This is a genomic window from Pseudomonas sp. EU05-FHT14B02, from assembly GCF_058791055.1.
Genome location: NZ_JBYTDD010000042.1, coordinates 17,324 through 40,914, shown reverse-complemented (window position 1 = coordinate 40,914; position 23,591 = coordinate 17,324). Strand labels below are relative to the sequence as shown.

General features: G+C 54.6%; 30 protein-coding genes. 11 read left to right on the top strand and 19 right to left on the bottom strand.

Features of this window, described 5'->3' with window-relative positions; genetic code table 11:
* Window positions 1-181: 181 nt before the first annotated feature.
* The 3 genes from AC3WTM_RS28000 to AC3WTM_RS27990 all read right to left on the bottom strand — a co-directional run bounded on the left by AC3WTM_RS28000 (window position 182) and on the right by AC3WTM_RS27990 (window position 3,098).
* Window positions 182-1,153 carry a DNA replication terminus site-binding protein gene (locus tag AC3WTM_RS28000; protein ID WP_102685583.1) on the bottom strand — a complete coding sequence of 324 codons (972 nt, stop codon included), beginning with the start codon at window positions 1,151-1,153 and terminating at the stop codon, window positions 182-184.
* Window positions 1,154-1,350: 197 nt separating this feature from the next.
* Window positions 1,351-1,536 carry a hypothetical protein gene (locus AC3WTM_RS27995; protein ID WP_043094363.1) on the bottom strand — a complete coding sequence of 62 codons (186 nt, stop codon included), beginning with the start codon at window positions 1,534-1,536 and terminating at the stop codon, window positions 1,351-1,353.
* A 59-nt stretch (window positions 1,537-1,595) separates the two neighbouring features.
* Complete coding sequence (locus tag AC3WTM_RS27990) at window positions 1,596-3,098, bottom strand: 3'-5' exonuclease (RefSeq protein ID WP_033050535.1); 1,503 nt, start codon at window positions 3,096-3,098, stop codon at window positions 1,596-1,598.
* A gap of 147 nt (window positions 3,099-3,245) precedes the next feature.
* Between AC3WTM_RS27990 and AC3WTM_RS27985 the strand changes: the two genes are divergently transcribed.
* Together AC3WTM_RS27985 and AC3WTM_RS27980 are read left to right on the top strand one after the other, a co-directional pair.
* Window positions 3,246-3,566: a hypothetical protein gene (locus AC3WTM_RS27985; protein WP_102685584.1), complete on the top strand. Its 321-nt coding sequence runs from the start codon at window positions 3,246-3,248 to the stop codon at window positions 3,564-3,566.
* Window positions 3,567-3,666: 100 nt separating this feature from the next.
* On the top strand, window positions 3,667-4,008 hold the full coding sequence (locus AC3WTM_RS27980; protein WP_016502326.1) for a hypothetical protein: 342 nt from the start codon (window positions 3,667-3,669) through the stop codon (window positions 4,006-4,008).
* 170 nt (window positions 4,009-4,178) lie between these two features.
* Here the strand turns inward: AC3WTM_RS27980 and AC3WTM_RS27975 are convergent, their stop codons facing one another.
* Complete coding sequence (locus AC3WTM_RS27975) at window positions 4,179-5,045, bottom strand: replication initiation protein (protein WP_011154372.1); 867 nt, start codon at window positions 5,043-5,045, stop codon at window positions 4,179-4,181.
* 1,024 nt (window positions 5,046-6,069) lie between these two features.
* Here AC3WTM_RS27975 and AC3WTM_RS27970 point away from each other — a divergent pair.
* The 8 genes from AC3WTM_RS27970 (at window position 6,070) to AC3WTM_RS27935 (ending at window position 13,538) form a co-directional block, all read left to right on the top strand.
* Entirely contained in the window at window positions 6,070-6,549 is a 480-nt protein-coding gene (locus AC3WTM_RS27970) for a hypothetical protein (RefSeq protein ID WP_023049062.1), read from the top strand.
* 209 nt (window positions 6,550-6,758) lie between these two features.
* Complete coding sequence (locus AC3WTM_RS27965) at window positions 6,759-7,892, top strand: ParA family protein (protein WP_033962545.1); 1,134 nt, start codon at window positions 6,759-6,761, stop codon at window positions 7,890-7,892.
* A 153-nt stretch (window positions 7,893-8,045) separates the two neighbouring features.
* Complete coding sequence (locus tag AC3WTM_RS27960; RefSeq protein WP_031312470.1) at window positions 8,046-9,062, top strand: ParB/RepB/Spo0J family partition protein; 1,017 nt, start codon at window positions 8,046-8,048, stop codon at window positions 9,060-9,062.
* Window positions 9,063-9,452: 390 nt separating this feature from the next.
* Window positions 9,453-9,758 carry a hypothetical protein gene (locus tag AC3WTM_RS27955; protein ID WP_023049065.1) on the top strand — a complete coding sequence of 102 codons (306 nt, stop codon included), beginning with the start codon at window positions 9,453-9,455 and terminating at the stop codon, window positions 9,756-9,758.
* 929 nt (window positions 9,759-10,687) lie between these two features.
* Window positions 10,688-11,671, top strand: a complete 984-nt coding sequence (locus AC3WTM_RS27950) for a ParB/RepB/Spo0J family partition protein (RefSeq protein ID WP_031312472.1) — start codon at window positions 10,688-10,690, stop codon at window positions 11,669-11,671.
* Window positions 11,672-11,736: 65 nt separating this feature from the next.
* Window positions 11,737-12,363 (top strand): hypothetical protein, encoded by a 627-nt coding sequence (locus tag AC3WTM_RS27945; RefSeq protein ID WP_023049068.1) that lies wholly within the window; start codon window positions 11,737-11,739, stop codon window positions 12,361-12,363.
* A gap of 186 nt (window positions 12,364-12,549) precedes the next feature.
* Window positions 12,550-12,909 carry a histone-like nucleoid-structuring protein, MvaT/MvaU family gene (locus tag AC3WTM_RS27940; RefSeq protein ID WP_023049070.1) on the top strand — a complete coding sequence of 120 codons (360 nt, stop codon included), beginning with the start codon at window positions 12,550-12,552 and terminating at the stop codon, window positions 12,907-12,909.
* Window positions 12,910-13,052: 143 nt separating this feature from the next.
* Window positions 13,053-13,538 (top strand): hypothetical protein, encoded by a 486-nt coding sequence (locus AC3WTM_RS27935; RefSeq protein WP_023049071.1) that lies wholly within the window; start codon window positions 13,053-13,055, stop codon window positions 13,536-13,538.
* A 49-nt stretch (window positions 13,539-13,587) separates the two neighbouring features.
* Here the strand turns inward: AC3WTM_RS27935 and AC3WTM_RS27930 are convergent, their stop codons facing one another.
* The 10 genes from AC3WTM_RS27930 to AC3WTM_RS27885 all read right to left on the bottom strand — a co-directional run bounded on the left by AC3WTM_RS27930 (window position 13,588) and on the right by AC3WTM_RS27885 (window position 20,371).
* Entirely contained in the window at window positions 13,588-14,844 is a 1,257-nt protein-coding gene (locus AC3WTM_RS27930) for a tyrosine-type recombinase/integrase (protein WP_023049072.1), read from the bottom strand.
* On the bottom strand, window positions 14,825-15,250 hold the full coding sequence (locus AC3WTM_RS27925; RefSeq protein WP_023049073.1) for a hypothetical protein: 426 nt from the start codon (window positions 15,248-15,250) through the stop codon (window positions 14,825-14,827). Before AC3WTM_RS27925 ends, AC3WTM_RS27930 begins: the two co-directional genes overlap by 20 nt.
* 359 nt (window positions 15,251-15,609) lie before the next feature.
* The gene (locus AC3WTM_RS27920; protein WP_102685585.1) at window positions 15,610-16,296 is read right to left on the bottom strand and encodes a GNAT family N-acetyltransferase; all 687 of its coding nucleotides are present in this window, start codon (window positions 16,294-16,296) and stop codon (window positions 15,610-15,612) included.
* A gap of 25 nt (window positions 16,297-16,321) precedes the next feature.
* Window positions 16,322-16,711, bottom strand: coding sequence for a hypothetical protein (locus AC3WTM_RS27915; RefSeq protein ID WP_102685586.1), 390 nt, complete (start codon window positions 16,709-16,711; stop codon window positions 16,322-16,324).
* Window positions 16,712-16,834: 123 nt separating this feature from the next.
* A complete protein-coding gene (locus AC3WTM_RS27910) occupies window positions 16,835-18,568 on the bottom strand; it encodes a DUF4942 domain-containing protein (RefSeq protein WP_158247791.1) in 1,734 nt (577 codons plus the stop codon).
* 58 nt (window positions 18,569-18,626) lie between these two features.
* Window positions 18,627-18,977 (bottom strand): hypothetical protein, encoded by a 351-nt coding sequence (locus AC3WTM_RS27905; RefSeq protein WP_102685588.1) that lies wholly within the window; start codon window positions 18,975-18,977, stop codon window positions 18,627-18,629.
* 12 nt (window positions 18,978-18,989) lie between these two features.
* Window positions 18,990-19,265: a hypothetical protein gene (locus AC3WTM_RS27900; RefSeq protein ID WP_033045049.1), complete on the bottom strand. Its 276-nt coding sequence runs from the start codon at window positions 19,263-19,265 to the stop codon at window positions 18,990-18,992.
* 14 nt (window positions 19,266-19,279) lie between these two features.
* Window positions 19,280-19,564, bottom strand: a complete 285-nt coding sequence (locus AC3WTM_RS27895; RefSeq protein ID WP_102685589.1) for a hypothetical protein — start codon at window positions 19,562-19,564, stop codon at window positions 19,280-19,282.
* A 13-nt stretch (window positions 19,565-19,577) separates the two neighbouring features.
* On the bottom strand, window positions 19,578-19,817 hold the full coding sequence (locus AC3WTM_RS27890) for a hypothetical protein (protein WP_033045051.1): 240 nt from the start codon (window positions 19,815-19,817) through the stop codon (window positions 19,578-19,580).
* Window positions 19,818-19,870: 53 nt separating this feature from the next.
* Window positions 19,871-20,371, bottom strand: a complete 501-nt coding sequence (locus AC3WTM_RS27885; protein ID WP_102685590.1) for a hypothetical protein — start codon at window positions 20,369-20,371, stop codon at window positions 19,871-19,873.
* Window positions 20,372-20,493: 122 nt separating this feature from the next.
* Here AC3WTM_RS27885 and AC3WTM_RS27880 point away from each other — a divergent pair, with 122 nt between their 5' ends.
* Complete coding sequence (locus tag AC3WTM_RS27880) at window positions 20,494-21,213, top strand: hypothetical protein (RefSeq protein WP_102685591.1); 720 nt, start codon at window positions 20,494-20,496, stop codon at window positions 21,211-21,213.
* Between the two features lie 15 nt (window positions 21,214-21,228).
* On the opposite strand, the gene AC3WTM_RS27875 is transcribed toward AC3WTM_RS27880, so the two are convergent.
* The 5 genes from AC3WTM_RS27875 to AC3WTM_RS27855 all read right to left on the bottom strand — a co-directional run bounded on the left by AC3WTM_RS27875 (window position 21,229) and on the right by AC3WTM_RS27855 (window position 23,578).
* Window positions 21,229-21,426, bottom strand: a complete 198-nt coding sequence (locus tag AC3WTM_RS27875) for a hypothetical protein (protein WP_102685592.1) — start codon at window positions 21,424-21,426, stop codon at window positions 21,229-21,231.
* Between the two features lie 165 nt (window positions 21,427-21,591).
* The gene (locus tag AC3WTM_RS27870) at window positions 21,592-21,849 is read right to left on the bottom strand and encodes a hypothetical protein (RefSeq protein ID WP_047297019.1); all 258 of its coding nucleotides are present in this window, start codon (window positions 21,847-21,849) and stop codon (window positions 21,592-21,594) included.
* A 116-nt stretch (window positions 21,850-21,965) separates the two neighbouring features.
* Window positions 21,966-22,319, bottom strand: a complete 354-nt coding sequence (locus AC3WTM_RS27865; RefSeq protein WP_084341938.1) for a hypothetical protein — start codon at window positions 22,317-22,319, stop codon at window positions 21,966-21,968.
* A gap of 66 nt (window positions 22,320-22,385) precedes the next feature.
* Window positions 22,386-22,778 carry a hypothetical protein gene (locus tag AC3WTM_RS27860; protein WP_102685593.1) on the bottom strand — a complete coding sequence of 131 codons (393 nt, stop codon included), beginning with the start codon at window positions 22,776-22,778 and terminating at the stop codon, window positions 22,386-22,388.
* 269 nt (window positions 22,779-23,047) lie between these two features.
* The gene (locus AC3WTM_RS27855) at window positions 23,048-23,578 is read right to left on the bottom strand and encodes a protein-tyrosine phosphatase family protein (protein ID WP_102685594.1); all 531 of its coding nucleotides are present in this window, start codon (window positions 23,576-23,578) and stop codon (window positions 23,048-23,050) included.
* Window positions 23,579-23,591 lie beyond the last annotated feature (13 nt).

Genomic DNA, 23,591 nt, shown 5'->3' with positions numbered 1-23,591 from the left:
CGGAGAATGCTGCATCTCACTGATATCTTGGTATTTTTTTTAATCAGTCATTTTCTACTTTTTCATCAGGCGTCACATCAGAGCATGAAGAGATAATCTTAGCACCATAATTATTAGGGTGCTAATCATTGAACATAATCCTTATTATGCGAAGTCTAAGCTGTTGATTTTGAAGGGTAATCTATCGGTCTGAGATGTTTTTTACTGACTCTCGGTACGTCGATAGCACCTCGGGTGTCTCTGGCGCGCCGGGCTCCTGAGCAACTGGGTCCGCAGTGGATGAGGCTACGAAAAAGCGCCCCCCAGGGAGTGCCGGCAACCGTTGCTTTACGTCTGGCCGTTTTGCTGATCGCGAGTCTCTATCGAAGTTCTTGAGGCCAACGATCCTTGCAGCGGGTTGCCCATCGAGTACGAAGAATGGAAGGTTGGCATGCAGCATTGCGTCATACCGGCTGCGCTCGGAAAACCACAGCATGGCCCGCGGATGCGGAGCGATGGGCTTCGGCACATCCAACATATCGGTTTCAGCCATGTTCGCGATGCTGCGCAGATCGATCCACTGGGGGCTATTCACCACCGGCTCGCCGGTGGCCATAGATTTTTCATGGGCCTCGGCGAGCAGCACCTCACGGACGTGGGCAACAGTGACACGCTCTTTACCTGAGGTGTGACCGGCCCAGGTGAATGTGATCTGTCTTGGGGCAGCATCAAAAACCTGGATTGCGCGCTTCAGCTGGTTGAGAGAGAAATTTTTCCCCAGGGCCTGGCGCATGATGTGAGAACGGCGGCTGACGGCAACGTTGCGAAACACTCGCTCAGCCTCGATCGCATCCACCAGCTCGCTCTTGCAGCGGTTCACCGCCCTGCCCTCATCGAGTATCGATCCGGAGAGGATAAAGTACCCCGGCAAACGCAGCACGGTTCCTGGAGCCTGGCCGAGATCGCGCTCAAACTCGCGTAACGCCTCTACAGCGGCCTTGATCGCGTCAGTTCCTGTCAGTACCTGGACGTGGATTCGAGATGGCGTCCTCTGTTCAGTGAGGAGCGGGATGCGCCATATCATCCCGCCGACAACCAATGCGGGCCACTTCTCATTGAAAGCCCCAACGGTTTCGACCAAGCGCTCGTAAGCGGAGACAATTGCGTCAGTCATCTAGGATTCCTCATAATACCACCCCTTCACTACGGCTATACCGTATGCCCTCCTCCCCCTCCGCACCATGTTAACCAGGTGCGACGCCGAGGGTGCGAAAAGCGATCTCGCGATTGAAGGGGTGGTATTATCGAGTATCCCAAAATCCGCTCATAAAAAAACCCGTTCGAAACGGGCTTTTTTTGCTACGTGTCAGCTCAACGAATTTGGACTGCCTCAAGGGACAACAGATCCTCAATGTGATCCGCTGCATCGGCCCGCAAACGGCTCTCCAACCTTTCTCGACTGATGTGTTCAGTTTCGCTCGGCTCAACGAGCAAGACTACATAGCCTTGATTCCGCAGCTGCTGAAGCAAAGCTGCCTGGTCGCTGGAAATGGGCATGAAAATATCTCCTGTGATCAGTGGGTGATTTTCAAAAGTCGAAGCATGCTCGAGGAGCACTACGCGGCAGCCACCTGTTTCTTCCTGAAAACCATCGGGGTATTTGGCTTGCGGCCGTCACGCCGGTCGACGAACTCTTTCATGATCTCCAACATCGTCGAGTTGACAGCAAGAACTCGCATGGCGCGGGTACACGCGACGTAGAGGAGGTTCATCTCATCAATCCATGGTTCCTTTTCGTTCTCTGGATTGAATGGATCGAAGGTGAAATCCTCAGCCAGTTGCACCGCATCCCACTCCAAGCCCTTCGAACGATGTGCGGTGCTGAGGGTGATGGTGGCTTCAAGCTCATCAGTGACCGCATTGCGCCGCAGCTTGGCAAACAACTCCGGGAGATCCGCGCTGTACTGCTCGATGATCTTGATCGAGCGGTTCATCTCAGGGTCTTGGCTTTCATCGGCAATCTGCTTGTAGAGATCGTAATCGGGATATTCCTGGAGGAGTTTTTTCCCCTTCACTCGGTCACGCCACCCCTTCGATAGCGCATGTAGGTCTTCAAGATCCTGGAGGTTGTAACCCTCGATCCCCCCAACCCAGTAGATCTTTGCACCAGTCTCTACATTGGCCAGCGCCGTCTCGATCACTCCAACCACCGTCCGGCAGAGTACGGTGCGATGTTCAAGGTCAGCAGGTAGTGCCTTGGAAACACGAGTCTCGCCGCCAAGCCCAGCCAGTTGGCGGGATTCACCCTTGAACGCGAGAACCATGTTGGCGACGTGCGCAACGGCAGACCCGAACCGAAACGACTGAGTGAGGTAGTGGACTTCCGCTTTGTCGAGCCAGGTTGCATTGAGAGCATCTACGGCCCCCCTGAAGCGGTACAGCATCTGATGGCCATCACCACAAACGACTACGCCCATTCCGTATGCCGCCTGCTGCGCAAGCACACCAGCAATCACTGGATTGATGTCCTGCGCCTCGTCTCCAAGCGCAATATCGTAACGATCCCGCAGATTTGGTTTCGAGAGTGCCCAAAGCTTGAGATAGCCGTCGTGAGTGATATTCGCAGCCTCGTTTTGGATGTCGCACATTTGCAACCAAAGCTGCCTGGCTCCCTCTACGATGCTGCCGGCGGCGCGCTTCATTCGCTCCGTTTTGAGCTTGTTGACGGGGCAGTGACATAGCTCGATGTCGTCATCCGCGCTGGCCAAATAATTGTTCAGCGTCTCTTGCACGCTGCGCACCAATTCCCAGTTCTGTGAGCCGATAATTCTTGCGATGTCGGTCAGGCGCAGGTTGCTCGTGAGCTTGTGTCTGTACTTCGATCCGATCGACGCATAAGCCAAGCCGTGGGCTGTTTTGCACGTCACGTTCGGCGGAAACTTTTGCTTGGCAGCAATCTCGACGCTTTTGTTGTAGCAGAGGTAGAGCAGACGGCATTGAGGCCGAGCCTTGGCATAGCCAACAAGCGTGGTGGTCTTCCCAGTTCCAGCAAAAGCCACAAGCTTGACGATACGGGCCAACGAGTTAATCGCAGGCCCCTGTTCGTGGGTGAAGTTCATCCCTTGGATCTCCGTTCTGATATGCCTCCATGGTTGCATAGCCACGCACAAACCCAAGCGGGGGCTGCTAGCTCTGCCATCTACAGGATTTGGGTATTCCTGGAGAGGTGGCAATGTCTTCTCACACCCGGAATCAGAGCAGCAACCATGACTTACGACGAGACCCTTGCTTCCTATCAGCGTCTTCTTGAAGCCAATCCAGGGAAAGCATTGCAAATCGGCGACGATTGCTACGCGGTGCTGATCAACGGAACTTTGAGCGGGGCATACGCCACCCTGGATGGGGCTGTTGATCTTGGGACAATTTTCCACTTTGATCGAGAAGCTTGGGATGCCGAATGCGAGTGTTGGGACGGTGATGTTTCTGGCATGCAAACAGCATTTTGCGTAGCCACTCCCTCCCTTGTTGATCTTCCGCAACCACCCGCGGGGAATGGCACGCCCAACCAAGGGAAAAAAGAATGCTAGGGTTTGCCGCCAATCCGATGCCGAACAAAGCCAGGGGAATTCCGTTTGGGATTTACGGGACTGCTGGCAGGATGAATGCAGATCAAGGGAGCCGTAGCTTATGACAGCCATCCAACTTTTCCAGCAGCGCCAATCGGAGCCGGTATGCACCGATCTGATTCAGATGATTCGTGACGGCATGATTCGCCGGCTAAAGCGATTTGTTGTAGAACCTTACGATGACGGCATCACCTGGGGGATTCAGACAGTCGCCATAGCAACACCTGATGCTGATGACGGCGACCAGTTTCCGGTGGTGATTGTCGACCTCCACGAAGACGACCAGGCTGCAATGTCATTTGCCCTGAGCGTCTTCGACGCGCTAAAAAATGCAGGCCGAGCATCAGGCGAGGATGTATGCCAATGGCGGCGAAGCCTCTTCACGCTTGTGCCTAATTACTGAGCACTGCGCGCCCCAGACCAGGCCAAGAAAAACCCGCCATTAAAGGCGGGTTTTTTGTGGAAGTGGCACCAAAAGGACGGCAAATGACGATTCGAATACCTAGGCGGAAAAAAACGGCACCGGCGACACTGCTCAAAAAGGCACAAACGGTCGTCAGATGACGACGCAAGCTAATCTGGTTGCTCTCCTTCCTCTGCCGAAACAGCGAACAGCAGACCGGCTTCTTGTGCTTCAGCCAACTCACCCAAAGGCTTCGTGATCAGCCATTCGCTTTCTTCGGCAGGGTCATACTCAGGAAGCGGGGGAAGATCTTCAGGGTCAAGTTCCAGATTAAGCGGGAGCTGTGCGAGGTCACAGAAGGTGAACTTGATTGCGATCACCTTCCGCCCTTCCCTCCTCAACTCGTAGCTGACATCCAGGTTGCTCTTAGTCTTCAGCTCCTCAACTGCCGGATCTATGACTCTCTGGCGAAGGTTGTTGAATCGTTGATAGGCATCCGACAAGCCAAGGGCGACCCGCAAGGCTTCAACCTCGATGTAGGCCCATCCAGTCTTCCGAAACTGCATCAGCATCTCGAATAGCCGGAACGAATGGCTTGAGTCCAGGCAGGCAACGCGCCGTAGATCATAGCTGGTCACTTTGCTGTACAGCATCGTGAGATAGGGCATGACATGGATGGTGAACGACAATTCAACGCGACCTTCACCATCCAGATATTTGGCCCGATCAACCCACCGCTTTCGCTCCATTCCAGACCCGTCAAAGGTCTTGATATCGCGCTCGTATAGCTCATCAGCTGCCACTTTCATCTGCTCATAGGCATGCCTGAGCTGGACGCCGTAGATATCCGAATAGTCCACGGCCGACACTGACACCTTTTTCGGCATGGGCCTTCTTGGATCGAGCTTGCTAATAGCCGCGAGGATCAATCGCTGCTCGTTGAGAGTCAGCCGGTACGATGCGGTAATCAGCGTATTGGATTTCGTGACCCGGAGCGGCTTAGGTTCCGGCTTGGTAGGTTTGGGTAAATTGGACATAACTGGCCCTACGATTAGTAACGAAACCCTACAGAGAGTTTCCCCTGTAGTCGATACCCAGGATTTTTTTAATCTCTCGACCCCAGTAACCACGGGCCCCGCAGATCACCACCTGTTCACTTGGCTCGGCGTCGCATGAATCTGTAGTCGATAGATAGCAGCCGTAATTTGTAGTCGATAGGCTTCCGTCCACCCCGTACAACAGCCGTAATCTGTAGTCGATGGTGCGCGGCACCTTCGATCCGCAGCCGTAATCTGTAGTCGATAGCAAAGAATTGGGTGGCACTGCTACGGGCAATGGCCGTCCAGGCATAGCCGTAATCTGTAGTCGTATCGAGCAAATGGCTGCTATCGCAGCCGTAATCTGTAGTCGATAGGCTCAGGTGAGGACAGGAAAGACTATTTATTGGCGATTCCACGCAGGAGTGGGGCAAAACATCGAGAAACGTCAAAGAAACGGCGAATAAATATAAATATCATTTAAAAACAAGGACTTACAGAGTTTTTGCTGTAGGCAAAGGCCAGGCTGGCAAATTCAGAGCACAAAATGGCTTGAAATCGAGCCATAAAAACTCAAACTCGTGCTACGTGCACAACCCAACAGCCGGAATCTGTAGTCGTTAGACGCAGCCCAGGGCCTTCATCTAGCCTGTGGATAACGGCCGGAATCTGTAGTCGTCACAGCCGGAATCTGTAGTCGCATCAGCCGTAATCCATAGTCGCAAAGCCGGAATCTGTAGTCGCAATGCCGTAATTTGTAGTCGATAGTCCTCTGGAGGCCCCGTGGCACAAGGGCTCCAGCCTTCTAAAAACAAGAGAACAACAAGAGAAAAACAATTAAAAGGCTTTTAAAACTGGAAAGCTGATTTTCTGAAGGTTGAGAAGCAAAGGCCAAATCCAAAGCCAAAAGCAGACTCAGAATCCGAGGGCCGTTTTTCCGACGACAATTCGGTTCGAAAGCAGCACACCCACCAGGTCGGCGAGGAGAAAATGATCCCAACCGAACACGACCTGGAGGAACCCAATGAATACTGCCGCTTTCGCGGGCGTCGCAGCTTATCTGCTCAGCATGGCTGCTATAGCGCCGGAGCCGGTAAGCCTAGCTGTAGGCGTTACGACGATCGTAGACGTCCAGCAGCACTACACCATCATCGACAAGATTGGTACTTCCTACACCGGCGGGCCGGTACTTAACCTTTCAGAGTGGGAGGTCAACCTCGAGGGTGTCACTGACATTCAGCTGGCCTTCAACGCTGAAGGGGTCCTGGATGTCGCTACGGTAAAAGCTGACAAGCTCCACCTGGAGGAGGTGCTGAATGGCTTGAAGAGCCAGCTGCAAATCAGCACTGATGAATCCAGCCTTGGCTTTGAGAACGTGACATTCTTGTCTGGCTCCACCGAGGTGGTTGTCGAATCGCATCCCCTGGATACCCAATTCACAGTCAATTACATCAGCGCCGACTTCAAACGCGCACGCACCCAAGCTCAAAAACAGTACGCCTAACTAAATCACAGAACAGCCCTCCTCTTTCCATACAAAAACCAGTTCGCTTCAAACCATAAAAAACAGCCATAAACCCGAACTGATCGGCAGGATACCTAGCCATCAGTTCGGGATAAGCAGCGGAAAAAAGGCCCGTACCATGATTTAGCCTTGAAAATATGGCGTTACGTATTATCATCCCCCTGTATTCAGCAAATGCAGGGATTGTCATGCAGCAGTCAAGCGAGCAGTTTGAAGAAGAAACGGTCAACTACACCGACTTCGACGCCCTCCTCTATCCCCCCCAGTTCGCGGCCGACTGCTTCGGCCTTACCACCCGTCGCCTCAAAGATATTGAAGACGAAAACGGCATCGAGATTCGCCGGGTTCCGCGAGGTACTGTCACCTCAAGGGCTTATACGCTTCGCGATATTTTTGACATCGCTGCGCTTCGCCGAGCGAAAGGCTACGCAAAGGGACTGCCTCGGCAGATTGTTATCTCAACGTTCGTGCAGAAAGGCGGTACCGGAAAGACGACAACCTCAGTCAACTTTGCTGTATTCCTTCAGCTTGCAGGTCTGAGGGTGCTTTGCGTTGATAACGATCCTCAGGGCGATTCGTCCAGCGTGTTTGGCTACGATCCAGATCTCGCACTATCAGATCTCGAGGCGATGGGAATACCAGCCGATCGCTATGTCGCCGGCCATTTTGGCAGCCTCCTGAGTCCCGATCTCCGGGTGAGATGCTTTGATCCGATGACTTTCGAGGAAGTCGTCAAGAAGCCATTCGGTGAGAACGGGCCACACCTGATTCCTGCCGATGCATATCTGGAAGACCTGGCCGTGGCACTCGATGCCGAAAACAATATGGACTTCTGGTACGCCGGGTGGCTTGAGCGGGCGCGTAGCGGAGAAATCCCAGGTGTCGATATCTCCTCTTATGATGTGATTCTGTTCGACAACGCGCCTACCGCCTCCAGGCTCACCAAGAACTCTATCGTTGCCAGCGACTTTGTGCTCTGCCCCGTGCGGATGGACAAATTTTCGTTCCGGGCTCTGATGCGGCTTAACGACTGGATGGTCCGATTTGCGAAAGCGTATCGCCGCTCTCCAGGAGTGCTCGCTATTCCTACGATGTTCATCCGCAACCGCAAACGCATCCTCAGTAACCTGGTTGTCCTGAATGATCTTTTCCCTGGTCGGGTATCAGAGGAAAAACTCTATTACTCCGAGGATTACGGAAAAGCACTTGATCAAGGCGTTCCCCTGCTTGTCTGGAAAGGTGCGTCTTCCAAAACGATTGACTCGATGCGCAGCGTGTTTGGTGAAGCGCTGAAACGAATACGCGATCTGGCCGCGCAGTGATTGAGGTGGTGCTCGGAGCACCAGGGTCGTTAGATTTGAGTGGTGCTCGGAGCACCACCAGCGAAAATCAGAAAATAATGGTGCTCGGAGCACCACTTAAATCTTGAGAATTGAGTGGTGCTCGGAGCACCACCACTAGGTTTCGGAGGAAATATGGCCAAGTCGGAGGATTACCCAGGTCAAAAAAAGACCCCCCCTCAATGGGTCACTGGAGTTCGCCCACCCGCGGAAATTGCTGAGCCTAATCTCAGGGTCTCCGTTGCAGACATGCTCGCCGCACAACGGGCAGAACAGGAGGTCAGTGCGCCAAGTCCGGCCGCAGTGTTAGCTCCAGCACCAGGTCATAATGATGAGGCTGTTGCCGCAAGTGATAGCGGCGTTCTTGCTGAGGTGAAGGTCGATTCGATTCGGGTATCTCCGTTTCAACCTCGTTTGACCTTCAGCGAAGCAGCTATTGAGGATCTAGCGAACTCGATCGCCTCTGTTGGACTGGTAAAGCCGTTGACGGTCCGCCCTGTCGGGGATGGAGTTTATGAGTTGATCGGCGGCGAGCGCCGTTGGCGTGCTCACAAGCTGCTGGGCAGGGAAACCGTGACCGCCTATGTACGCTCCGTTACGGATGCAATGGCGAAGATTCTGGCCCTAACCGACAACGAGGGACAGGAAGCTCTGACCGAGTATGAGCGCGGCCGTTCTTATGCCGCGATCATGCGAGCAGGGGAGGAAAGCTCGATTCGTGCTCTCGCGCGCAGGGTAGGGGTCAACCATTCGATAGTTAGCAGGTGTCTTCTCCTAATGGATCTGCCAGAGGAAGTGCGAGCAATACTCGACACGAATCCGGGGCTTATCGGCGGGAAATGGGCAAAGGACTTCATTGAATTCAGTCGTACCGAGCCGGCGCTGCTTCTGCAAGCAGTTACCTCTATGCGCGATCATCAATGGACGCAGGAGCATGCCCTACGATGGTTAGCGAAGGAGCTTGCCTCGCGTGATCAGCAGAAGACGCCGGGCAAGTTCACCGATAAAGAAATCAGTGGGATAGGCAAGGTTCGTGTAGATGGGAAAAAAGTCGAGTTTCGATGCGAGAAAACGGTAGATGCGAAGCGGCTGGCGGAACAATTTGAGGCTTTCTTGAAGACCATTGATCGCTCCCTGATTACAAGCGAATGATTATCAGTAGTGTCGTAATGAATTATTTCAGACGCGAAACTGGTTAGAAAACGCGAACACGAAGGCGAAATGCCATGACAGAATATGGTTTTCAGACTTCGAGATAGGGATATATGGCAACCGCAGTCGCGCAACCAGAGCTCAGGGTGCAACCGCAGACACGATTCACCACGCTCGCACAGCTGTCAAAAATTGAGCCTGAGCATTTGCTCGGCCTGAGCCGTATCGAGCTGTTTTCTGTGATTTCAGAGCACTGGCTGAAGTGTTCGGCCCCAGCGCGGATTCACATGTTGAGCAGCGAAGATCGGTTCATCCGAGGCGAGGCGCGGGCTCAAAACAAAGCACTAAGCGTCACGCAAATTTGCGCAGACCAAGCGCCAGGGGTTATCTATGAGCAATTCAACCAAACACCGTATCTCGCTGGCGTATGAGCACGAAGGTGAGGTGCGGCAGGCTTCAGCTGAGCTGAACCTAACGAAGACCAGCATCATCTTTAGCGGACTCCCGAGCATAAAATTCAAGGTCTCCCTGAGCGATCCTGAACAGGTCATATTGCAGTTGCCGACAGACCGCAAAGGAAAAAAACCAACGGTGTCTTGCGACATCTCCTCGATTCCTGAGCTGGAAGCGGCGATGGCAGAGGTGCGCAGGCAAGGCTGGCTCAGGCCGAAGGTGTCGGTGAGTGAGTGCGAATGAACCGTGGCCGATGCCTAGATCCGAGCTCGATCCGATCGGAGTCGATATTCAGGACGCGCACAAGCTCATTCGCTTCCCTGGTTGCTTGAGCGCGCGCGGAGAGTAGGGCGAGCGCCATGGGCTTAGCTCAGAAGCTCAAAGGTTGGCTATCCACGGGCCATCCCATACTCCGGACGGGAAATGATCTACATAGATCTCCGCGATAACCTATGCTTTTACCACCGCCAGTTCGCTTTCCTTCTGTAGGAACGGGTCGGCTTAGCGGCGCTCAGAAAAGCTCAAAAAACATCAAATTAATGAAACTTATCACGCCTTAAATGGTCTGTGATGGCCTAATGTTTGCTGTAGACATGGCCCTAGCTTATGCTGTGCTGTGAGACAACTTTTTATAGGTGTTGCCGTCCTGCAACCAGTTTACGAGCTGAAAAGATGACGAACCTTTGACGCCGTTTTTGTGTAGTGATGCAGGACTGTATATTTATACACTGATTAGCATGCAGCCTTTGCCTTGACAGAAAATACCGAGATTCAGCCATGATCACAAAGATGCCGCCTCATGTAGTCAGAAGCTTTCCCTACTGGGAGACGCCACCAGAGCCGGGCCAGGATTTACATGAATTGAAATGGGGTGTCATGGAAGTCCTTTCAGACAAGTCGCTTAGATTCGTTGACACAAAACCAGATCAGGAAGCTCTCGAGGAATTAATAAGCCAACTTCAAGAGAAGATTTAATATTGATTTAGATTTGTTTTACTGGCTTCTGTAGATCACAACCCCTGCTTAAACGGCAGGGTTTTTTTTGCGCGAATGTCGACGCCGGGCCAACAAGGTGGCCGCAAATTCAGACGCAAAAGCGACCTGAAAAGGCGTCATTTATTTATGTGTTTGACATATCGTTCCTTGATAAAACCTGGAGCGAGAAGCTGCTTATGCAAAGCTATGATTTGGAGTTTCACGACTACGCTCAGCTATTTCCGCTAATTATCGGTGATGACTACCAAGCCCTGCTTGAAGATATCGATACCAACGGACAGCGTGCCCCGATCGTTCTCCATGAAGGCAAGATCCTTGATGGGCGTAACCGATATCGCGTTTGCAAGGATCTGCTGATCGAACCCCAAACAGAGGAATACACTGGAGATGATGCGCTGGGTTACGTCCTCTCTCTGAACCTCTATCGCCGGCAGCTCACCGTGGCACAACGGGCTTTGATCGCTGCCGAGTTGTCCTCGCTGCGTGGGTGCAGCGCTATCACTGTTGACCTGGAGAAGGCAGCCGGGCAGGAGTTGGAAGCCGCAAAGATGGCTATTGAGGAGGCAGCCAAAGTCCTGGGTATCAGCCCACGCTCTGTGTCTTCTGCCTGCAAGGTTGTCCGGGACGGCACCCAAGAGCTGTTGGATGCTGTCAAATCTGGTGAAGTGAGCGTATCCGCAGCGGAACAGGTGGCTAAGCTCGAAAAAGAGGCTCAGCAAGAGTTGTGTAGCCGCGGGCCTAAGGCAATACGTAAGGCCGCGAAGGACATGAGAGAGGAGGGCAGAGCGAAACCTACGTTGTCCAATAAGTCACTTCCGCCCCCAGAAAAAAGCAGTGACCTGCCACCGCCGGTGCCGCTTGACGATGATGAAGATGCTGATTCAGCACACGAAGTGCCGGCTAACCAAATAGCCGCGATCGAGCAAGAGTCGGACATTTTCTATACCTCGGAGAGAAAGCCAGCGGCTCAGCTACTGTTCGAAATGGCTGATGCAGGAATGCAGTTCGGTCGAGAAGCTGAGGGCGTTGCCGACGACATCATGAATGAGGTTGAGGAAGGCCTCGATCTTCAGTTCCTTGCGTTTGTTGTGGACGTAGCAAAGAGGCTGGAGAATCGGGTGAAGGCAAAAATGCAGGCCAGATACGCTGAGGAGACGTGAGGGTTGGGATTTTTTGGAAGGGTGATTTCATAGGTTAAAGCCCGAACAGAAAAGGAGTACCCCACATGCAAACACCTCAGGAAGACACCGTAATGGATTTTGGCCCGAACCTCTTCGGTGGCGAGGGTGGCTCCGCGTCCAATTCTTCCGCTGATGATTCAGGTGCTACGAACGACGCTCCAGATGGGGCGGCGAGTATTTCTCAGCAGATGGCTAAAGGTTGCACCGAAGAGGAGACAGCCGAGGCCGCCGGCGGCCAGGCGGGAGGTGACGATGCTCCCTCGAGCAGCAATGGTGCATCTGGCGTGAATACTGAGAAGGCAGCCACTCAAACCAAGGCAGGGAAGTCCGAAGTAGGCACCAAAGCCTTGTCCAGTGCGAAAGCGGCCGTGAAGGTTTTCGAAAGCATCAATGGGTTCGACGAACAAAGCGCGACTCAGCGTACCGTTGTTCGCGATCTGATGCTGAAGCAGTCCGAAGCCATGGAACTCAAGCTCCAGGGCAAGAAACCCCCTGAGGGTGAAGACTTTGATGCCATTGCTAAGCAGCTCCGGCGCGAGAACAACCGCCTCGACTCCCTGCTTGAAGGAAAGGAATCACTGTTCGGCAAGGCCCGGAAAGCCGCCGAAATTGCGATCGAAAACATGCAGGGCGTAATTGCCGAAATCAACCGCTTGGAGGAGGAGGGTTAGCCCTCCTGGACGACATGAACAAGAAACTCTTCGCCAACATTCAGTTTTATGCCTTCTGGCCTTCCGCCGGATTCCTTGCAGGCTATGCATTCCTTGCAACGGCAGGCATGATTTAACCAGCAGCTCTAGCAAGCCTGGCGCATCTCGTCACGGCTCAGGCCATGAAACCAAAACCAAGGAGACAAGATGTCCCTCATCACCGAGTACCGAGCCACAGAGGAAGCCATCAAGGAGCTTCAGGACCGACTGGAGAAGCTGAGCGGAAATGAAGCCCTTTTGAAGGAGATGGAGTTCGAGGAAAAGCTACGATCCTTGATGTCTGAGTATGGCAAGAACCTGCGTGACATCATCGCGATTCTTGACCCGGACTATCGCAAGCAGGTTTCCCATCAGCCTGGCAAACCTCGTGCCCAACGAGCAGTCAAGATCTATCGGAACCCCAACACGGGTGAGATCGTTGAGACCAAGGGCGGCAACCAGAAGACGCTCAAGGAATGGAAGCAACAGCATGGAGCTGATGTAGTCGAGACATGGCGAACCCAGTGAGCCGGCGCTTGCGCTGAGCTTCCAGAATAGAAGGCCGGTGATCCCGGCCTTTTTTATGAGCTCGATTTGCCCACGGGAATTTGGGTTTTTCCAATTGAATGAGAACTTGAAATGGAGGTAAATAACTATCAACGGAGGATCAGATGGAAAGCACTGAAAACGTCGATGAGCGCCTGTTGGCCGCGGTTATGGATGAAGCGCAAACAGACTTCAGCATAGCCAGTATTGCAGTTGAGAAGATCCGTCAGGGAGCTGAAAGCATCGCTGCCGGCATGCACGGTCGCAACCATGTAAAGGCGTCATTCGAGCATTATGACGGTACACCGATGTCGCCTGAAGAAGCTTTGGCTCACCAGTGTGTTCATGCAGCAAGTATCGGAAAATCCCTCGGCCAGGAATTTCTTCTGAAGGCACCTGCTGCCCTCCTGGAGCAATTCTCCGCCGTTGCAGGGAACCGAAACGTTGCTGACAGTGGGGCAATGCTCGCCGGCCTGCTGCATGGGTTCATGATTGCCTTTGCCACGAGGGAGACGGAGGATAGAGCGCTGAAGGCACTACTGGAGGTAGCTCGGATCTGCGACGAGGCAAACAATATTCGAGGCACCACCTTCGGCCAAGCCAGCGAATAAGCTGGCTGTTACTCGGGCGCTCCTAGCAGAGCGCCCATCATCTCCTCCATCAGGCAGCCGGCTGGACCTTGGCCGGGTCAGACCCCGGATTAGGGGGCATCTCCGAAACTTCCGACACTTTACCCCTCACCTGGGGAGCATTGGCGGCAAGAAATCTACCCCAATCCTCCATCAGAGCGCGACGTTTATCCAGCAAGTCACCTCGGTTATATGCTGCTTCGACCTTACTGTTGAGGGTGTGTGCGAGAGCCATCTCGCAAACCTCTCGCTGGTGATCGGTTTCTTCCGCGGCCCACGTCCGAAAAGTAGATCTGAACCCATGCGGTACCACTCCATCGACCTTGAGCTGATCGAGCACCCTTGCCATTGCGTTGCCGGGAATCGGGCCTGTGCGCCAGGAGTTGAGAAATATCCATTTGGCATGCTTTCCGACCTGCTGCCGTAGCACCTCGATCATTTGGTCCGTAAGTGGTACCCGGTGAGCCTTGCCCGCTTTCATGCGTCCTGCCGGGATCAACCAGATTTTCTCCTCCCAATCTATTTCTGCCCACTGGGCCCCACTCACCTCCTGGTTACGTGTTGCTGTCAGAATTGCGAACTCAACAGCACGAGCTGCTGCACCATCCAGCGAGTCGAGCCTGGCCAGCAGCTCGGCCGTTCGTGAAGGTGTCGGAGACGGGAAGGGGACTACCGTATGCGATTGCTTGGGCAAGAGCTTGTCGAGGTGACCGCGCCACCGTGCGGGGTTTTCGCCTTGCCGAAGCTTCAGTGCCTTGGCTGCATCGAGCACGAGCTCAATGCGATTCCGGATGCGGTTCGCAGTAACCGGGATCTTGCTCCAGATCGGCGTCAGCACATCCAGGATATCGTCCGTGTCGACCTCGGCTATCCGAAATCCGCCTATGACAGGGTAGACATGCTTCGTGAGGGAATTCTGCCATTGCTGGTGATGCTTCTTGGACCAGCTCGAGGAATGCGTGCGTATGTACCTTTCTGCCGACGCCCGAAATGTGTGGCTCGTTGTGGCTCGCGATGCTTTGGCAGCTTTGGCCTTCGCGCGTTCAGCGGCTGGATCAACGCCGCGTGCGATATCGAGTCGGTACTTGTCAGCCTCCAGTCGTGCGTCTCTGAGGCTCAAGGCAGGAAACGTACCCAGGGCAAGATCGTGCCGTTGCTTCGCAAGCATATAGCGAAAGACCCAGCTCTTCCGCAGGGTAGCTGATACACGAAGAATCAACCCCCTTCCGTCCTGGTAGGAGCCGGGCTGGTCGACATCCTTGACGAACTTAGGGGTTAGTTTGCTCATGAGGTGCCCCCCCGGTCACCGGGCCGTTCCTTTCATCCGCCGGCACATCATCCTGAAAAGCGAGAGAAATGTTCTCCGGCCGAATGAGGTGAGGACACGCAAGCTCGTACCTACCATCTGAAACGAGGTGTAAACCTGAGCGATCGACGGCAAGAACGGAAATCGCTCCAGGCTCGTCATCGAGCGCTTCACCAAGCCAGTTACTGAGTGCGTCCTCTACTGCCAGCATCGACCCGAAGAAATAGACCATTTCCTTGGCCTCACCGAGTAGCGCGGAGCGAGGCCCAATCTGCGGCCGTAAGCCATCACGAAATATGGACTCGAGATGACGGGTTGGCGTGACGTGATAAATCTCACCAGAAATCGGCTCGCTTTGAGCGTGCTCATTCGAATCATGGGTTTTCACTACGGATTCCTCGCGGCTCGTTGGTTCGCAGGCGCTGATACTGCGATCGCGCCAGATCTCGCCGGAATGTAGGAGGATAAGGTATCCCCATACAAATCGGCTACAGGCCAGAACCTATAAGACGTTTGGAAAATCCCAAATGATATGTCCCACACCATAGCCCACAGTTGCGCTCGAGCTGTTTGACCCTACCAGGAATGAAGAGGACCCAGCCCGGCGAAAGCATGTATGTTTGGAATAGAAGAGGTAGGGGAGGAGGGGGAGGGGCAACCAACCCGGCAGGTGGCCTAAGTTCTCGGCCGGGTCGTTGCCTGACCAACCTATGTAGATGGATCATGAACCGCTAAGTCCGACCGTGGTCAGTAGCCCGTTTTCGATGCCGCTGTTTTGCGTTTCTCAACGAAAGCCGTGACCTCTTTAGAGATGCGCTTTGTTTCCGCGTCATACTCATCATTGATAGCGACTGCTCGCTTAGGGCCGAGCTCGTTGATCAAGCGTTGTGCTTCCAGCGAAACGGCTCTTTGACTGTTCAAGTAATTGGGGTCTATGACATTCATATTGTACGAGTCGCCAATTCGCATAGCGACTTGAGCTCCTTGGGACTCGCACATTACGAATCCGATCTTTTCATACGCTTCTACGAGTGTTGGAAAGCAGCTGAGTGCTATATCGGTGAAGCGTGGTTTCAGGCTGTCAATCATCGCAGTCATGACCCCCTGATTGCGATGTGCTGAATCAACGCAGATATAATTTATTCCACAAGCAGTTGCGGAGTCATTAGCTCGGCTCAGGGTCATGAAACCTATAACTTTTGATGCAACATTTACAGCGATTACTACTTCAGAATTGATCTGAAGGCTAATTGCTGGATCAAGCTGAAGGGCGATATCAGTCAGCATCCAGGCGCGAACTACGCCGAACATGGGGTGATCAGCGCTGATTGGCCGGTTGACCAAATCTAGGCTATAGCGTTCAGCCATCCGCAGTATTTCTTCCTTCTGCGAATGACTAAGTGTTCTAAGGCTTTTGATTGCAACAACTTCCATGATTACTCCTTTGTGCTCGCTTCGATTATCTGCTTTCAACAATATGCCACTGACCGTCCCAGTTTCGGATTTTGCATTTAGCAGTCATCCCACGCCCTGTATGGATGCCTTGAACAACGCCCTCACCAGGCCCCGTGCTGGCAAAGTTCACACGGCCACATTCTTTGAAGGCGACTTGGTTCATGAATCCCCCCCTGCTTTGAACTGCGTCCTTCCCAGCTGCTGTATCGACCGCACGCTGGCCGTTTGTGATGCGAATAGCTTGAATCACCGTCGAGCCGTCTTCTGCTTTGCTGTAGCGCAGAGTGCGCTCGTGCTCGACAGCAGCGGTACCGGCTGCGCCCCCCGAATCTCGCGACGAATCGCAGCCGACCAGCGAGAGGCCAACAAGGGCGTAGATGAACAATTTGCGCATAGATGAAGCTCCAGTGATTTGTCGCATAAGCATGCCAGCGCGGGAGAAATTGCCAACTCAAGTAGGTGCATTTACTGCACCGCGCTATAGCCGTCGCCCGTCTGGGTAAAGCGGGTGTGGTGATTACAGGGGCTTTCTAGTGGCCTTGAGCAGCAGAACGCTGATAGATGTACCGTCGAATGCGTTATCAATCGCCTCGGAGAATTCGAGCTTGAAGCCAGGTAGCAGATCGGCAGCGAGCCTCCGGGCGCTTGTCGGCAGCACTGCCCCAAGTCGTCCGCCGGTTTCAATAAGTGTGCCGGCGTGACGGAGGTGTTCATGCCAGCGGCCTTCGCTGTATGGCGGATTCATGGCGATCACGCTGAAGGAGGTACCAGGTTTCCAGGCGAGGAAATCCCCCTCGATGACGTTGTGTCCTTTCTCTCTCAGTATTTGGCAATGCAGCGGACTGACCTCGACGCAACGGGTGCGATCCTTGGGCAGCAGATCAGCAATGCCGCCCTGGCCAGCCTGAGGTTCGCATACAGTGTCGAGCAGGCTGATATCCAGCCAGTCCACTAGGCGCTGTGCGAGATTCGGAGGGGTCGGGTAGAACTGATAGCTCTTCTGGTCGGGAATGCTGCCACGTGCGGCAACCTCTGCAACAGCGTCACGCGGGTCATAGTCGAACTGCCAGTAGGTTAGGCGGCCATGCTTGGGGCAGGTGGTCAGAACCCCGCCCAGAGCCGCCATGACGCTGCCCACCTCATCAAGCAGGTGTTTGCTGTCCGCACGCTCGCGCACGGAGATACACAGCGTATTGGGTACGTTAATTCGGTCGTATTCGCGGCGGAAGTTGGTCGTCTTCTCCAGGTAGCAGTATGTCTCAGCGCTGCTGAGCAGCGATGTCACAGCGTTCGATAGGGGGCGCTCGTAAAGTGTCTTGCTGTTGAAGCCAGATGCCTTCGGCTTTGCTGGGCGCTTGCGGAAGCTCTCCGGGATGGCCATCGGGTGCAGGAACGCCAACACGCTATTGAGCCTGTATGCCATGTCCGGATGGACTTCAAGGTGAGCGGTACCCACCTTGTATGCCCTAACGCGAACGCTGCCGCCATCTATCTCAACCCACTCGCCCCGGCTTGCCCGTGCCAGGTGCAGGATGCGAGTGGTAGAAGCACGGCACGGATCATCGCGGCCCATGAACTTGGCTACCACCATGCGTAGATCGTGGATATAGCCCTCACGGTCATGATCGGTCGATCCCCAGTCGTTATAGACGTGGCTCATGATTGCGCGCTTGTAAAAGCCTTCTGGCTGATTGGTCACATGGGTACGCGACAGGGCTCGGAAGATGCCATCAACACGCTCGGCCAAGAATTCAACACGGCGGGAGAGGAGGCTTTGAATCGTTGCACGCAGGTTGTCGAGATTGAACTCTGGCATATCCAGCTCAGGGTTCTCGCCGCGTTTGTATTTGTGGTCGCGCCAGGCGTTCAGGGTTTTGTGCCATTGGCTACGGCGGGCCTGCGGCATGTGCTCCATAAGGTCGGTTTGATTGAGCGCACGCTGCCAATAGGCTGCGGTCAACTCGTTCAGCGCGCCCTCAAGCTGGAATATTTCGCCGAAGGCGCTGGTATGGCGAATGCTTGCGCTACGACCGTACTGGTCATTGCCATTACCATCGAAGAAATAACCCAGCACACCAGAAACCTTTTCCTGGGTGATGATCCCATGTACCTCAATGACACGGGCCTTCTCGCGCTCGTAATCGCCGGCCAGCAACGTCAGCGCGTCAAACTGAACGGGGGCAAAAAATTGGTCGATGACATCGCCATGAAGGACTGGACTGGAATGACGGTCGTTCTCGAAAAGCTGCATAAGTGAAAACCTCCTTGGTTTCCACCAACTTCTCATTGTCCCGAAAAATCCCAAGCTGTCAGTCGATCACGACTTCTCTCGCTGAATCCCAGTCGCTGGGGGCAGCATCTCCAGTGGCGAAGGCAAATCGCATACCCACGGTCGGCCTGCCTCTCTTCATGAGGTATGCCGCAGCGCCTGCGCACATCGACTCGTGCCCCGAGGACTCATAGCTCCCCTCATCGTCCCAGTTGCCACCCCGTTTTGAATGCACGGTCTTGTGACACTGGAAAGTCGAGTGATCATCCTCGATCAGGGTAGAAATAATCCCCTCCAAGCGCCCGCGGCTTAGCGGAATGGCTCCCTCCTTCAGGAACGGGCAATTCGCACATGGTTTTTTCAGTCGGTAGTGCTGCTTGATCGGATTCACTGAACCGTTTCCTTAGCGCGAAACATCAATGGCGAAAACCTCGACTGGATCTGCCCCAAAGTGCGGATGAACGATCGTCGTCAAGCGATAGCCCTTCCAGGGCAACACAAGTCTTCGTGCGTCATCTCCGCGCTTCGGATAGCCACGTGTCAGCTCTATCTGGTCGAAGCTCTGCCCCTCCAAACGCCGACGCCAATAGGGTGTGGCAGCCCGAAATTCTTCCGGCTTGACGCCAGCCTTGATCGCGTCGAAATACTCGCCTTTGAGTGGCAGCGTCAGGGTTCGCATGGAGCGGGTTCCTTTCAGTTCGTTACGGTCACGGGGTCAGGCGCTGGGTAGGTCACGTTAGTAACCGGCGCAGCGCTGTCGCGCAGTTTCCGCACCGGGCGGCCGTGCGCGGCGTCGGCATAACCCAGGCGGGCGATACGCTGCGCGCGGTAGACCAGGCCGAGCGGGTTGGGCCAGGGCCTGCCGGCTTCGTAGCGCTTGCGGCCGGCCATATAGGGAACGTCAATATGCAGCGAATCGAGGCCCGCCGACTCAGCGCACAGGCGGGCAATGTAGCGGTCTAGCAGGTCGGCACGCATGGGGCGAGTTCCCTCAGTAGCGGGCTGGATTGCCTTTGTACTGCCAGCGCTCGATCAGCGCCGCAGTCCATTCAGGCCCCAGGCGGGCCAGTGCTTCGGCGATAGTGTCATTGCTCTGGTTCAGCAGCTCGGCGCTGTTCGCGGCCAGTGCGACATAGAGGTATTCGCCACGACTCAGGGCACCAACACAGTCAAGGTCGCCCTTGGCCACGCGCAGCGCCAATGCGTCGAGGTAATCCAGTTGATCGGCCATTTGGTCATTCTCCTTCTGTGGTTGGGTGTCGCTATCGGTTGGGTTTAGGGTGTCTATTCAGAGCGTTCGCGTTGAATCCAAAGCTGATCCTGACTGAACACGATGTAACTGTCCCGAGCCTCGGGCACTACCTTTCTAAACTGCGCATCTGTCATGTCGTCGAGCCGGCTGAGGTCGCCACTAGCGCTTAGCCGCTCAATCACCTCGGTGGTGAGCCCTTCGTAGCGGTTGAGATAGACGATTGCATCCATCCCCGCACGTTTCGCGCTCGCGATTATGGATTTCCAGTTACCGCCGCGATCTTTGCTTCGGCGAATATTCTTCGCCTTCAGATAGGCTCGGATGACACGGGAACCCTTGCCAGCACGCATGGAGGCCTGTTCTGAGGTACCAAAATGAAGCCCACCGTCGACCGTTTTGGACGGATCAAGGGTGTCGAACTCCCCATTGGTTCGATGTTCCAGCAGCAAAGGAAAACCCGAGGAGTCAACCACCACGGAAGGGCTGAGCCATTTTTTGAAGTCATCCTCAGCCGAATCTAGCCCGCTGCGCATAGGTTTTCCTGTTGGAGAGCTACTAAGATGTATGGATTATCCCACTTGCCAGGCACAACCCAAGCACCTGGCCTGAAGCAGGATTGAACGCCACTGGCTGTCCGGACGAGCGAAGAGTGAAAATGGGAAAAGATAAAATTCACTGGAGAATCAGCGCGGAGGATGTCCTGGCCGTTCTGGAGTATTACAACGCCGCTAGCCTGAAAGCCCAACAAACGGCGCTTTCTGGCACGGCGACCCAGCTTGAGAAATTGTTGGGAGGCCCACTGCATAAACTCCTCGAGCCGGAGGAGGCTGACGCTATCCGAAAGGCTGGAGAGATCGTCCGCTCGATCAATATTCGTGTTGAGCACGCCAAAGAGATCAAGCGCCGGGAGGAGAAGCAGAGGGAGGCTCGGCTTAAGGCTCGCAAGGCCCTGATTGACGCCGAGGTTAGAGCTGCAATCCCGAGGCCCCAGGCAACGGCGGAGGACGCAATACGGATTACAACGCTGGCGATGGCGCTTCACCAGGAGAAATTCATCCTGGATTTCTATGATGTCCCAACCATGACAAGTCAGTACCAGGAGCGACTACAGCGAGCGCTCAAGGAAAAGGCACTGGGTGGCTACGTCGATTTCGCTTATACAGACATCGTGCGCGGATTATCTGAAATCCTCGACTATCGGCAGAGTGGGAGTCCAAAGGCGGACATTGCGGCCGCACTTAGCTTGTGTGAAAGCTGGAAGCCAAAACACCGGACGGCGCAGGAATTCCTGGAGTTTGTCCATCGCCAAATAGCCATTGAGCACTCGGCCAACGTAGAGAGATTGCCGGCCAAGAAGAAGCCGGCCGGCAGGTAGCCACAGCAAACCATCTCACAGCAATTCAGGCTGAGCCTGAAGGCGGGCCATGATTCGGCTGTTCATGGCCTGCCGGTCTGCGGCCATTCTGGCCTCTCTGGCGGCACCTACGCCGTTGAACTGGTTGACGACATAGATCAGGTACAGCGGATCGCTCGGGCCTACCCAGGCGTTCCAGGCTGCACGGCATTTGGCTCGGGTCTCTGCATTCAAGGCGAAATACGCAGCTTCGGTTCGACCTGGTGCAAACGGAGCGGGTTAATACCGCTTTCCCTGGTCAACCCAGCCTGCTTTCACAAGCTCCGACCTTCAGGCCGGGGTAGTTGACTCGCTCTGTGACAGTGCGTTTTTCCTGACGAAGCAGGTACTTCTTGAATCTCATGACCGACACTCCAGCGCCCGGCGGGTAAGAGCGGCCAGCAGTAACCCCAGGGCGCACCAGGTGGCCAACATGAGTAAGCCGAGGAGTGCGATGCCAGCGGTGCCGAAAAGCCCGCCAAAAAGCAGCAGGAAAGCCTGAGGCGCGGCTGCGAACACCCCAGACCAGATCAGCGTGGCATTGGCCACCCCGGCTAGGAACATGAGCCATGCAAGGTATTCCGGCAAATAGCTCGACTTGAATGAAGGGGACTGCATGAGGCAACTCCTTGTTGTCAGAGGGGGAGATGCCTTCAGGCTATTTCCATTCCGGAATATCCCAAGCCAACAAAAAGCCCGGCGAACCGGGCTGAGATTGCTCTAGGTGCTAGTCCTCAAAATGCAAGCTCTTGCTGGCGGTCTGCGTAGCCGCACCAACGGGCGAAGCAGTCGGGATTTCCTACCTCCATCTCTATGTTTCCTGCATAGCCGTGGGTGCGCGCGTCACGGATCAGCTCTGCGATAACTTCGGGACTGTCTCCCATCTCGAAGCAGGTATCAAAAGTACGCTCGCCCAGCCCTTCAAACCCACGATCCCACAACTGGTAGCTGGTGATCTCATGCACGAGATTGTGGCGGTAGGCCAGCTGAACAAAGCGCACACGAGCTTTGAAGCCCGAAGCGGTTGTAAGGCCTACCTTGTCGCGTAGACCAAACAGTTCGGTGATGGTGGCGGTGGTGTAAGACATATGGCGATCCGAGTTATCCAGGAGATGCCATCAGGCTACGGCATGAGCTGGGAATCCCAACCAAACTCAACGAGCCACGGGAGGGCCGATGCCAAGCGGCGGCATGATCAGGATTTCGTAGACAGAAGGGGGCAGGGGATCAATTTGCACCCTGATGCCGGTGTATTGGGCTGAAGGCCTCCCATCCAGAGGAAAAACGCCGTGGGGAATTTCAGGATCGGTGCCGAGCCACATCCGGGCGCGGTAGTCGACCCGGTAAATCCCAACCTCGATCCAGTAGTGGGGAGAAACGGCCCGGCCAGCAACGAGCAGTTGGCCAAGCATGCCTTGGTAGGGAATTCCTGCCTGAGCCAACCGGGTAGCAACCAGCCTGCACATCCCATCGCACTCGACAGGTGCGCTATCCAAGGATTCTAAGAGCCTATCCAGGACTGCGGCGGTGATCGGGCGGTCAGTCATAGTCCTTTGCCTTGAGGAATGTTGATCGTTCGTGAAGATGGCCAGAGTACGGTGGCTAGAGGGAAACCCAATTGCTGGTTGAGCGACAGTGCGCTGCTCAAAGAAAAGCCCGCCTAGGGCAAGCCTGGCGGGCTTCGGAAATAAAATGGGCAGCTTCAGCGACACCACAGACGAGACAGGTGAGGGGAGGAGTGTCTTGGGAGCGTAGCTTCTACCATGAAGCTGCCCAGGGCCTAATTTACCATGACTCGCTGCGGTCTTCTGCTCTCTCAGGAGAACAGCGATTTGATTGCCGAGAGAAGGCTTCGCTTTGGCGCTTCTGGTTCCGCTGGAGTGCTTGCCGCACGGTAGGCCGCCATCAGGTGAACATCATTGGCCAACATCCGGTAGACACACTGGTTTGCGTCTGGGGTCGGCTTATGCAGTTGGTACCCATGATGTTTGCTGATAAACAAAGCAACCGCGGCACTGCGGGATCGGCCGGCCTGGCAATTGACAGCGATATTTTCCCCTCTATCTGCAATTTCTCGTATGCGCTCCCGCAGCACGTCAGCCTTGCTGCTGAGCAGGTAATCGACGTAATTCCGCTCAAAATCTGGCCCGTATATCTCAATGACTTCTTCGTCAAAGCCAGCATCAATGAAGTGGTGGTAGCTCACGCTCTTCCAGCGTGCTTCGTCGATGCAGGCCTGATCTTCAAGGCCATCAGATATCGATATCAGATGGCAGTCAGGGCCTGGCGAGTATGCTTCAGCCTCGCTGCGCGATAAGAAGGTGCAGCTGGGTATGGTTCGGTGCATTTTTCTCTCCGTT

Coding starts and splice junctions, on each gene's coding strand:
- AC3WTM_RS27945 (WP_023049068.1), top strand. CDS start 11,737: ATGCAAACACCTCAGGAAGACACCGTAATGGATTTTGGCCCGAACCTC.
- AC3WTM_RS27885 (WP_102685590.1), bottom strand. CDS start 20,371: ATGCGCAGCGGGCTAGATTCGGCTGAGGATGACTTCAAAAAATGGCTC.
- AC3WTM_RS27895 (WP_102685589.1), bottom strand. CDS start 19,564: ATGCGTGCCGACCTGCTAGACCGCTACATTGCCCGCCTGTGCGCTGAG.
- AC3WTM_RS27975 (WP_011154372.1), bottom strand. CDS start 5,045: ATGTCCAATTTACCCAAACCTACCAAGCCGGAACCTAAGCCGCTCCGG.
- AC3WTM_RS27860 (WP_102685593.1), bottom strand. CDS start 22,778: ATGACTGACCGCCCGATCACCGCCGCAGTCCTGGATAGGCTCTTAGAA.
- AC3WTM_RS27880 (WP_102685591.1), top strand. CDS start 20,494: ATGGGAAAAGATAAAATTCACTGGAGAATCAGCGCGGAGGATGTCCTG.
- AC3WTM_RS27870 (WP_047297019.1), bottom strand. CDS start 21,849: ATGCAGTCCCCTTCATTCAAGTCGAGCTATTTGCCGGAATACCTTGCA.
- AC3WTM_RS27935 (WP_023049071.1), top strand. CDS start 13,053: ATGGAAAGCACTGAAAACGTCGATGAGCGCCTGTTGGCCGCGGTTATG.
- AC3WTM_RS27920 (WP_102685585.1), bottom strand. CDS start 16,296: ATGGAAGTTGTTGCAATCAAAAGCCTTAGAACACTTAGTCATTCGCAG.
- AC3WTM_RS28000 (WP_102685583.1), bottom strand. CDS start 1,153: ATGACTGACGCAATTGTCTCCGCTTACGAGCGCTTGGTCGAAACCGTT.
- AC3WTM_RS27990 (WP_033050535.1), bottom strand. CDS start 3,098: ATGAACTTCACCCACGAACAGGGGCCTGCGATTAACTCGTTGGCCCGT.
- AC3WTM_RS27855 (WP_102685594.1), bottom strand. CDS start 23,578: ATGCACCGAACCATACCCAGCTGCACCTTCTTATCGCGCAGCGAGGCT.
- AC3WTM_RS27970 (WP_023049062.1), top strand. CDS start 6,070: ATGAATACTGCCGCTTTCGCGGGCGTCGCAGCTTATCTGCTCAGCATG.
- AC3WTM_RS27940 (WP_023049070.1), top strand. CDS start 12,550: ATGTCCCTCATCACCGAGTACCGAGCCACAGAGGAAGCCATCAAGGAG.
- AC3WTM_RS27915 (WP_102685586.1), bottom strand. CDS start 16,711: ATGCGCAAATTGTTCATCTACGCCCTTGTTGGCCTCTCGCTGGTCGGC.
- AC3WTM_RS27910 (WP_158247791.1), bottom strand. CDS start 18,568: ATGCAGCTTTTCGAGAACGACCGTCATTCCAGTCCAGTCCTTCATGGC.
- AC3WTM_RS27865 (WP_084341938.1), bottom strand. CDS start 22,319: ATGTCTTACACCACCGCCACCATCACCGAACTGTTTGGTCTACGCGAC.
- AC3WTM_RS27950 (WP_031312472.1), top strand. CDS start 10,688: ATGCAAAGCTATGATTTGGAGTTTCACGACTACGCTCAGCTATTTCCG.
- AC3WTM_RS27985 (WP_102685584.1), top strand. CDS start 3,246: ATGACTTACGACGAGACCCTTGCTTCCTATCAGCGTCTTCTTGAAGCC.
- AC3WTM_RS27995 (WP_043094363.1), bottom strand. CDS start 1,536: ATGCCCATTTCCAGCGACCAGGCAGCTTTGCTTCAGCAGCTGCGGAAT.
- AC3WTM_RS27930 (WP_023049072.1), bottom strand. CDS start 14,844: ATGAGCAAACTAACCCCTAAGTTCGTCAAGGATGTCGACCAGCCCGGC.
- AC3WTM_RS27890 (WP_033045051.1), bottom strand. CDS start 19,817: ATGGCCGATCAACTGGATTACCTCGACGCATTGGCGCTGCGCGTGGCC.
- AC3WTM_RS27960 (WP_031312470.1), top strand. CDS start 8,046: ATGGCCAAGTCGGAGGATTACCCAGGTCAAAAAAAGACCCCCCCTCAA.
- AC3WTM_RS27900 (WP_033045049.1), bottom strand. CDS start 19,265: ATGCGAACCCTGACGCTGCCACTCAAAGGCGAGTATTTCGACGCGATC.
- AC3WTM_RS27965 (WP_033962545.1), top strand. CDS start 6,759: ATGCAGCAGTCAAGCGAGCAGTTTGAAGAAGAAACGGTCAACTACACC.
- AC3WTM_RS27980 (WP_016502326.1), top strand. CDS start 3,667: ATGACAGCCATCCAACTTTTCCAGCAGCGCCAATCGGAGCCGGTATGC.
- AC3WTM_RS27955 (WP_023049065.1), top strand. CDS start 9,453: ATGAGCAATTCAACCAAACACCGTATCTCGCTGGCGTATGAGCACGAA.